Genomic DNA, 9,410 nt, shown 5'->3' with positions numbered 1-9,410 from the left:
CGGGGCTGTCGTCGAACAGCAGCTTGGTAAAGCCCTCGTCACGGCCGTTGGCGATGGCGCGGCCGCTGGCCGCCCAGGGGAACAGGCCCTTCTTGACCTTGATGCCCTGCGCCTTGGCCTGGTCCTCGGTCAGGCCCACCCAGGCCACTTCGGGGTCGGTATAGGCCACGCTCGGGATCACGCGGGCGTTGAAGGCAGCGCTTGCCAGTTCCTTGTTGCCCTGCAGTTCACCGGCGATGACCTCGGCCGCCACGTGCGCCTCGTGCACCGCCTTGTGCGCCAGCATGGGCTGGCCCACGATGTCGCCGATGGCGAAGATGTGCGGCACGTTGGTGCGCATCTGGATGTCGACGTTGATGAAGCCGCGGTCCGTCACGGCCACGCCTGCTTTTTCAGCGGCGACCTTCTTGCCGTTGGGCGTGCGGCCCACGGCTTGTAGTACCAGGTCGTAGACCTGGGGTGCGGGGGCGGTACCGCCCTCTTCCGCTGGCGCAAACGTCACCTCGATGCCTTCGGGTGTGGCCTTGGCGCCCACCGTCTTGGTCTTGAGCATGATGTTGTCGAAGCGCTTGGCGTTCAGCCTGGGTCTGGCTGTCGATGAAGTGGCAGTGCGCCTGCACGCCGGGCACGCCAAAGTCGTTGGCACCGCTGCCCAGGGCCAGCACCAGCACGTCGTAGGGCACGGCGCGTGGCCCGACCACGGGTCTGTCACCCGCCGATGGCAGTTCGGCCAGGTGCACCAGGCGGCGGTTGCGGCTGAGCCCGCACAGCTCGCCGGGCTCATAGGCAAAGCCTTGGGCGCGCGCCTGGGCCAGCAGGCTGACTTTGTGCTGGTGCACATCGCGCGTGCCGGCGGCAATGGTGTGCAGCATGGGCTTCCACAGGTGGGTGAGGCTGCGGTCGATCAGCGTGACCTGGGCGCGGCCTTTGCGCCCCAGTTGCTGGCCTAGCCGGGTGGCCAGCAGCAGCCCGGCGGTGCCGCCGCCCACGATGACGATGCGCGGGCAGGGGGAGAAGCGGTGGGTCATGGCTTGGCGTTGGGGTTGGCTGCGGTGCGCTCAGTGCCTGCATCGTCGGGCTGCCAGGCGGCCAGGGCCAGTTGCACGCGGGCGTAGGCCTGCAGGGCATCGGCTTGCTGGGCCATGGTGCTGCGGCGTGCTTGCAGCCATTGGGCCTGGTGCTGCAGGGCTTCGGTGGGGGGCTCCAGGCCGGTGTCAAAGCGCTTTTGCGCGTGTTGCGCAGCGCGCTGGGCCGCGCTTTCGGCCTGCGTGGCATGTTGCCAGGCGGTGCGGGCGGCGCCCCATTGGCGCAGGGCCGATTCGCTGTCGGCCAGGGCCTGCAGCACGGTGTTCTCAAACTGGTGCCAGGCCACTTCGTCGCCTGCCTTGGCAGCCGCAGCGCGGGCGCGGTTGCGGCCTGCGTCCAGCCAGTCCCACTGCAGGGCGGGGCCCACGGCGTAGCGCACCGCGCTGGCCTGGCCCAGGGCGCCAAAGGGGGCGTTCAGGCCCGCGCTCAGGTTCAGGCTCAGGCGGGGCAGGTGGGCGCGGTCGGCCAGCACGGTCTCGCCCAGTGCTGCGCGCAGTTGTGCGTCGGCACGCGCCACGTCGGGGCGGCGCGCCAGCAGGTCGGTGGGTTGCACCACGCCGCTGGTGTCAGGCACGGCGGGCAGGGCGACGCTGGCGGTGGTCTGGGGGGCCAGCAGGGCTTGCCAGGTGCTGTCGGCCTCGGCGGTGGCAGGGGCGCGGCCTGCCAGTACGGCCAGGGCCGCACGGGTGGCGTGCAGCGCGGCCTGGGTTTGGGCGATGGTGGCCAGGGCCTGTTCGCGCTGGGCTTGGGCGGCCAGGGCTTCGCGTTGGTCGGCCAGGCCTGCGCGCTCACGGGCTTGCAGCAGGGTGTGGCGGCGTTGCAGCACGTCGCTTTCTTCTTGCAGCCGTGCCAGGTCGTGTTGGTACAGGCGCAGCAGCACGTAGTGGCGCACCACCTCGGCCTGCAGCAGGGCTTCGGCGCTGTGGGCGGTGGCGGCTGCGGCGTCGGCCTGGCGCTGGGCCACGGCGCTGGCGGTGCCGACGCGGCCAAACAGGTCGATCTCCCACGACACCATCTGGGCGATGGTGCCCAGGCGCTGCTCTGGTGGGCGCGGCTGGCCCTGGTTGTAGGGGTCCACCTCGGCGAGCGAGGGGCGCTGGGCCTGGGCTTGGGCGCTCAGGCTGCCCTGGGGCAGGGCGGAGCGCTCGGCCAGCCCGGCCAGGGCGCGGGCTTGGCGCACGGCGGCCACGGCGGCCTGGCGGTCCTGGTTGTGCTGCATGGCGGTCTGCACCAGGGTGTTGAGCTGCTCGTCTTGCAGAGCTTGCCACCAGTGGCGGCTGGGGGTGCCGGTGGCCAGGCCCAGGGCGGCGGTGGCGGGCATGGCGGTGCTGTGGCGTTCGGTGGCAGGGCCGATGGCACTGGGGGGCGTGACGCTGGCGCAGCCAGTGAGCGCCAGGGCCAACAACCCGGCCAGGGCCGTGCGGCGGTGGAGAAGGGGGGAGCGCATGGGGTGTTTCTCCTTCAGGCGTTGGTGGGGTGCACGCGGTAGGCGGCGGCATACAGGGCGGGGATCAGGCCCAGGGTGATCAGGGTGCCCAGGGCCAGGCCGCCCATCATCACGACGGCCAGGCTGGTCCACACCGCGCCGCCAAACAGCCACAGTGGCACCAGTCCCAAGATGCAGACCATCTTGGTCATGACGATGGGGCGCAGGCGCTTGGAGGCGGCGTCTTCAATGGCTTCGGCGGCGGGCATACCGCTGCGGCGGGCTTCTTCGATGGCGTCCAGCAGCAGCACCGCGTTGTTCACGATGATGCCGGCCAGCGCCAGCAGGCCCAGCGTGCCCACAAAGGTGAGCGTGGTGCCCGTGGCGATGAGTGCCAGGGCCGCGCCGATGGACACAAACGGGATGGTGGCCAGCACGATGAGGCTCTTGCGGACGCTTTCAAACTGCCACACGAACAGGATGAACATGGCCACCACGCACACGGGCAGCAGTTGGGCGATGGCTCCGTTGGCGCTGGCGCTTTCTTCGATTTCGCCGCCCAGGGCCACACGCACGCTGCCAGTGGCATTGCCGGGGTCTTGCAGTTGCTGCAGGGTGTTTTGCACGCTGTCGGCCACACCTTGCGCGGTCATGTTCGGGTGCTTGGCCGTGACGGTGATGGCGCGCTCCTGGTTGTAGCGCTGGATCACCGAGGGCTGCGGCGTCAGCTGCACCGTGGCCACCTGGCCCAGCGGCACGCTGCCGCTGCCGTCGGCCTTCTGGATGGGCAGTGCGGGCAGTTGCTCGATGCGGGTGCGCCAGGTGGCGTCGCCGCGCAGCACGATGGGCAGGACGGTGTCACCCTCACGGAACTGCGAGATGGTGGCGCCCGAGAGCACCTGGTCCAGGCTGCGTGCGATATCGCTGCTGCTCACACCGGCGGCTTGCGCCTTGACCTGATCGATGCGCACATCCAGTTGCTGGATGAAGCGCTCGGCGTCGTTGTGCACTTCGCCGATGCCGGGGGTGGCGCGCAGGGCTTCTTCCAGCGCCTCGGCGGCGGCGTAGTGGCTCTTGCCGTCGCTGGCGGTGATGCGGAACACGGCGGTGCCTGCGTCCGAGGAGCCCATGGAGAAGCGCTTGGGGTCCAGGCGCAGTTCAGGGAACTGTTGGCCCAGCCCGGTGCGCAGGCTTTCAATCGCGGCAGCGTGGGTCACGCCAGGTGCCAGGGTGAGCACGGCATATGCCCGGTGGGCCGCAGGTGTGGGCGGGTTCAGCGCCAGGATGAAGCGTGGGCCGCCATCGCCCATGTACACCGCTGCGCTCGCGATCTCAGGGAAGGCTTTCTTGTCGGTCAGTGCGCGGCTGATGGCAGCCGTGGTGTCCAGCGTGTGGCGGGTGCTGGCGTCTGGGGCCAGCTCGATGGCCATTTGCAACTGGCGCCGTTCCGAGGCGGGCATCAGCTCTGAAGGCACCTTGGTGAACAGCCACCCGGCGGCCACCAGCAGGGCCACCATGGCCCCGATGTACAGCGTCTTGTGGCCCAGCACCCAACGCACCTTGCCCCGGTACCAGGCGGTCAGCGACTCCACGGCGCGTGCGGTCCGGCTGAGTTCGGCATGGTGCTTGGCAAAGTACTGGCACAGCAAGGGCGTGACGGTGACGGCCAGCACCAGCGACAGCAGCAGCGCAATCGCCATCACGATGCCCATGCTGCGCAGGTATTCGCCCGTTTCGGTCTTGGAGAGCACCAGGGGCATGAAGGTCAGGATGATGGCCAGCGAGGACACCAACAGCGGCACCAGCATCGTGCGCCCGGCTTCGGCGGCGGCTTGCTCGCGCGGCTCACCCAGGGCCAGGCGGCGTTCCATGTCCTCGGCCACCACGATGGCGTTGTCCACAAACAGGCCCAGCGCAATGATGATGGCGCCCACCGAGATGATGTGCAGGTCGATGTTCAGCAGCTTCATGATGGCCAGGGTGCCCAGCACCGTGGTGGGCACGATGGCTCCCACGATCAGCCCGGTGCGCAGGCCCAGGAAGAGCACCACCACCGCCATCACGATGAGGGTGGTCTCCAGAAACACCTGGCCGACCTGTGTGAGCTGCTTGGTCACGATCTGGGCCTGGTCGGTGATGGGCACCAGGCTCATGCCCACGGGCAATTGGCTTTCGAGGTGCTGCACCTGCGCACGCAGGTTCTTGGCAAAGCTCACTACGTTCAGGCCCGGGTCCATCGACACCGCAATCACGGCCGCAGGCGTGCCATCCACAAACGCGCCAGACAGCGGTGGGTCTTGCGGCGTGCGCTCAATGCGCGCAATGTTCTTGAGCAGCATCGTGCCGCCCTGGGGCAGCGCAATCGGGGTGGTGCCCAGGTCCGCGGGGGTGCGGGCGTCGCCGCTCACCGTCAGCGAGATTTCGGTGCCAGCAATGTCCATGAAGCCTGCTGCGGCCACCACGTTGCGCGAGGCCACGGCGCGTTCCACCGCGCTGGGGCTCAGGCCTTTGGCGGCCATGGCAGCCACATCCAGCACGATTTGCACCTGCTCGTCGCGCACGCCGTGCAGCGACACGCGCTCCACGCCAGGCACCTTGAGCAGATCGTCGCGCATTTTGCGGGCGTAGTGGCGCAGTTCACCGGCCTGGTAGTCGGGGCCGGTCAGGCCCAGGGTGAGCACGGCCACGCGGCCAAACTCGTCATCCACCAGCGGGCCCAGCGTGCCAGCAGGCAACTGCGGCTGCAATTGGTTCATGCGGGTGCGCAGGCGCTGCCACACCTCGGGCAGGCGGTCGGGCGGCACGGCGGCATCCAGCTCCACATAGGTGAATGCAAAGCCAGGGCGCACCGTGGTTTTCACGCGCTTGACCTCGGGCAGCCCGAGGATGGACTCTTCGGTGGGGTGGGCCACCAGTTGCTCCACCCTTTCGACATTGGCACCGGGGGTCATGCTGAGCACGGTAGCGGTGCGGATGGTGACCGGGGGCTCCTCGGTCGAAGGAAAGTCCAGTGCCAGCCACAGACCCACCAGCACCAAGGCCAGCATGGTCAGCAACGTGAAGCGCGGGCGTGCCAGGGCGGCGGTAGAGAGGCTCATGGCTGGCTCCCCTGGGGCGTGACGGGCTGGATGGCGGTGCCGGGCGGCAGGTGGGTCGCGCCCGCCAGCACCACCCGGTCGGTGCGGGTCAGGCCTTGCGCCACATGAACCCAGTCGCCCTGGGTGCTGCCCAGGGTCACGTCCACGCGCTCGGTGGTCTTGCCGTCTTGCGCCAGCCGCAGCACATGGCCCTGGCCCGCTTGTGCGCTGGGCACCACCGCACGCAGTGGTACCAGCACCCCAGTGGGTGCAGCGGTGCTGGCGGTGTTGCCCACGGCGGTCGGGATATGGATGGCCCAGGTCGAGCCGACCATGGCGTTGGCAGGGGCCGCCAGCGTGACGCGCACCGTGCCGCCCGCATCTTGTCGGCTGGCCACCCGCAGCACCCGGCTGGGCAGGGCTTGTGCCGACTGGAGATCGGCTTGGGCCGGGGTCAGGGTCACGGCTTGCCCCACTTTCAATGGCAGCGTGGCGGGTGTGGTCAACACCAGTTCGCGCCCCGTGCCGTCGATGTTCAACACGGGTGCACCAGGCCCAGCGGTTTGCCCGGCCTCCAGGTGCCGCACGCCCACCACGCCGCTGAACGGCGCGCGCAACTGGGCCTGGTCCAGAGACCACTGTGCGTTGTTCTCCTGCGCCTGGGCGGCCTTCAGCGCGGCCTCTGCAGCGGCCAGCTCGGCCTGCACGGCGGTCCATTCACCGGCGCCCGTGGCGCCCGCCTGGTGGGCCTGGCGTACCCGTTCGGCGCGCAGGGCCAGCTCGCCTGCCTGCGCCTTGGCACGGGCCACCTCGCCCGCTGCCGTGGCCCGTTGGGCGCGCAGCGGCTGCTCGTCCAGCTGGGCCAGCACCTGGCCGCGCTGCACCGTGTCACCGGGCTCGACCAGCACGCTTTGCACCCGGCCGCCCACGGCAAACGCCAGTTCGGCCCGCTGTGCGGCGCGAATCTCGCCCACCAGCTGGAAGCTGTTGGCACCCGCATCGCGCACCGGTACCACCAGGGCGGGGCGGATTGCTTCGGTCTTGGCGGGCGGCGTGGCCGGGCTGCAACCGGCAGAAAGAACACCCGCAGCCAGTGCCCAGTACAGGGCTTGGCGCGGCAGGGGGACAACGAGTGAAGACAACACGGTGGACCTCGGTAGGGGGGTGAAGTGCGTTGCGGTATCGCGATCCCGGGTGGGTGCGCTACCGGATGAAACGGTGAGCGCACTGTAGATGGAGGGGGCCAGGGAGCAGGGGGCTGGCTAGGACAAGAGTAGGACAATTTCGGTCAATAGTCCGGGCGTCAATGTGGAGAGATCCATCTGCAAGCATTTGATCGGTGCTGGTGTTCCGTCTGGAACATCGAGGGAACTAATTCGGTCAGTCTGGGGATCCCTTCGGTCAACTTTTCTCAGGATGAATCAGGATGCACTCATGAAAATCAAATAAAATCAAAGGCTTGATGGTCAATCGGGAGTGCGCTCTGGGGATATTGAGCATGGCAAAAAGGACATTTCGGGTCATCATGTGGATTGCTCGGCCGCTTTAATGTCACTGACAATGTCTTTCGCTCACGCCTCTATGTCCACCTCTTCCACCGTGCCCGATGCCCACATGGTGGCCGATATCGTTCCCTTCACGGCACGCTCCCTGCTGGGGCTGATGGAGGATCGCGGAGTGTCGCCGGAGCGTCTTTGCCGGGGCCTTGGCTTTATCCATGCCGACCTGCTGGATAGGCACCTGCAGCTTTCTCACCAGCAGGTGCGCAGCCTGATCCTGCGGGCGCATGCCATCACGCGCGATCCGGCTCTGGGGCTGGCGTGTGGCGCACGTCAGACGCCCGTGTCCTGGGGCTTGTTGGGCCTGGCCATGCTGACCTGCGAAACCTTTGGGGAGGCCATCGAATATGGTCTGGCCCAGCAAGGGGCTGGTGGAGCCATGCTGCACAACGTGTTTGAGGTGCGGGGGCGTGAGGCGCATCTGGATGTGACGCCACGCCTTTTTGACTTAGAAGTCGAGAACTTTCTGGTGGAGGAGAACTTTGCAGGGACCGTGGCTGTAAGTCGCTATTTGGTGGGGGCTGAATTTGCGCCGCTGCGCATCGATCTGGCATTCCCCAAGCCACCGCATGAAGAGCTATACCGCCGCTTTTTCCGTTGCCCGGTGCGGTTTGATGCGGGCAGGAGCCGGATGACCATAGAGTCCCACTGGCTCGGTGCTCGCCTACCGGGCTACGACCGCATCACCTGCGGGCTGGTGCGGGAGCAACTCAACACGCTGCTGCAAAAGCCGATTGGCCGCAATGACCTGGTGGAGTCACTGGCCAACCGGCTTCGCGTCGGGGTGGATGAGCGCATGCCCCAGCGGGAGCTTGCGCACATGGTCAATGTCAGTGAGCGCACTTTGCGCCGAAGGCTGGAGGCGCAATCCGTCAGCTACCGTTCGTTGCGCGACGAGACCCGTTTCGAGCGTGCCCGGGATTTGTTGGCCCGCACCTCCATGACCATGGCCCAAGTCGCTGATGCCGTCGGCTATTCTGATGCGCGGGCGTTTCGGCGGGCGTTCAAGCGATGGTCGGGGCAGCTGCCTGCTCAGTATCGCGCGGCCTCGCAGGCCTTACCTCCGGTGGCGGTGTAGCGCTGTGATAGTCCACCTACGATCTGGTTGTTGGCGCTGACAGGCTCGGGTTCTCTGCCAGCGGCAGCCGCATCCCAACGCGGAGCCCCTGCTTGCCTGCGGTTTCTGCCAGTGTTTCGCCGCCGTGGCGCAGTGCAATTTCTTCGACGATCGACAAGCCCAAGCCACAGCCGCCGGGCTTGTCCGAGCCGCGCCAGAAGCGGGCGAAAAGGTCGCCCATGTGTGCTTCGGGAACGCCTGGGCCATCATCCTCCACCACCAGCGCGGCCATGCTGGGTGCGCTGATGTAGACCCGCACCGTGACGGTGGCTCCCCGCCCGGCGTAGTGCAGGGCGTTGTCGATCAGGTTGTTCAGTGCCTCGCGCAGCAGCAAGGGGTGGCCTAGCACGCTCAAGTGTTCTTCGCCTTCGTATCCCAGGTCAATGCCCGCAGCCAGGGCCTTGGCGGTCCATTCGCGGGCCACTTCGCAGGCCAGTTGTGGCAGGTCCAACGGCTGCATGGGCACGTTGCTTTCGGACCGTGCCAGTTGCAGCAGCTGGTGCACCAGATGGGCACTGCGCTGGGCGGCCGACAGCACTTTTTGCAGCCGCTCACGCACCTGGGGCTCATGGCTTTCGTGCAGGGCTAGTTCGGTCTGGCCAATCAGGCCTGCCAGCGGCGTACGCAGCTGATGGGCAGCATCGTTGAGGAAGCGCTTTTCCTTTTGTTGCCCACGGGCCACGGCTTCCAGCAGGCGGTTGATGGTGCTGGCGAGGGAATACACCTCTTGCGGGGCCGAGGTCAGTTCAATGGGCGGTAGCGGGTCTGCCGCGTTGTGGCTGCGCTTGCCGGCCCGTTCAATCTGCGCTTCCAGCCGCTTGAGGGGTTGCAGGCCGCGCAGCACACCGGCATACACCAGTGCGCTCAGCACCAGGCCCATCAGGCCCATGGGCAGCAGCAGCTGTTCAAGCAGCTCCTGCGCGATGCGCTCGCGCACCGTCAGGCTCTGCGCCACCTGCACCCGCAGGCGCTGGCGGGCGGGCTCGCTGCCATAGTCCACCTCCAGCAAGGCCACACGCACGGTGCGGCTGTCCACCTTTGCGTGGTACAGCAACGGCTCGCCCAGCGTGATGGGCTGTGCGGGCGGCGCAGGCAGCTGCGCGTTGCCCAGCAGAAAGACGGATAGGAAATTCAACCGCATGAGG

5 protein-coding genes and 2 pseudogenes are annotated in these 9,410 nt (G+C 67.7%); 1 reads left to right on the top strand and 6 read right to left on the bottom strand.

Translation table 11 applies throughout. The features are described from left to right. From A612_RS00725 to A612_RS00705, 5 genes and pseudogenes are all read right to left on the bottom strand, one after another. Nucleotides 1–583, bottom strand: a pseudogene (locus A612_RS00725) (FAD-dependent oxidoreductase); the annotation flags it as partial. Continuing rightward, a pseudogene (locus A612_RS16305) lies at nt 561–1,028 on the bottom strand (NAD(P)/FAD-dependent oxidoreductase); the annotation flags it as partial. The pseudogenes A612_RS16305 and A612_RS00725, both read right to left, overlap by 23 nt. Continuing rightward, nucleotides 1,025–2,533 (bottom strand): TolC family protein, encoded by a 1,509-nt coding sequence (locus A612_RS00715; protein WP_019372702.1) that lies wholly within the window; start codon nt 2,531–2,533, stop codon nt 1,025–1,027. The gene A612_RS00715 and the pseudogene A612_RS16305, both read right to left, overlap by 4 nt. Nucleotides 2,534–2,547: 14 nt before the next feature. Next, the gene (locus A612_RS00710) at nt 2,548–5,610 is read right to left on the bottom strand and encodes an efflux RND transporter permease subunit (RefSeq protein ID WP_019372701.1); all 3,063 of its coding nucleotides are present in this window, start codon (nt 5,608–5,610) and stop codon (nt 2,548–2,550) included. Next, nucleotides 5,607–6,734, bottom strand: a complete 1,128-nt coding sequence (locus A612_RS00705; RefSeq protein ID WP_040435389.1) for an efflux RND transporter periplasmic adaptor subunit — start codon at nt 6,732–6,734, stop codon at nt 5,607–5,609. Before A612_RS00705 ends, A612_RS00710 begins: the two co-directional genes overlap by 4 nt. Nucleotides 6,735–7,170: 436 nt before the next feature. Between A612_RS00705 and A612_RS00700 the strand changes: the two genes are divergently transcribed. Beyond that, nucleotides 7,171–8,226, top strand: coding sequence for an AraC family transcriptional regulator (locus A612_RS00700; RefSeq protein WP_206536102.1), 1,056 nt, complete (start codon nt 7,171–7,173; stop codon nt 8,224–8,226). Nucleotides 8,227–8,242: 16 nt separating this feature from the next. Here the strand turns inward: A612_RS00700 and A612_RS00695 are convergent, their stop codons facing one another. Then, the gene (locus tag A612_RS00695; RefSeq protein WP_241209499.1) at nt 8,243–9,406 is read right to left on the bottom strand and encodes a sensor histidine kinase; all 1,164 of its coding nucleotides are present in this window, start codon (nt 9,404–9,406) and stop codon (nt 8,243–8,245) included. Between the last annotated feature and the right edge of the window lie 4 nt (nt 9,407–9,410).

It is taken from the genome of Melaminivora alkalimesophila, from assembly GCF_000282995.1.
GTDB lineage: Bacteria > Pseudomonadota > Gammaproteobacteria > Burkholderiales > Burkholderiaceae_C > Melaminivora > Melaminivora alkalimesophila.
Note: the sequence above shows the minus strand (reverse complement) of the source record. Positions and strands in the feature narration are given on the sequence as shown.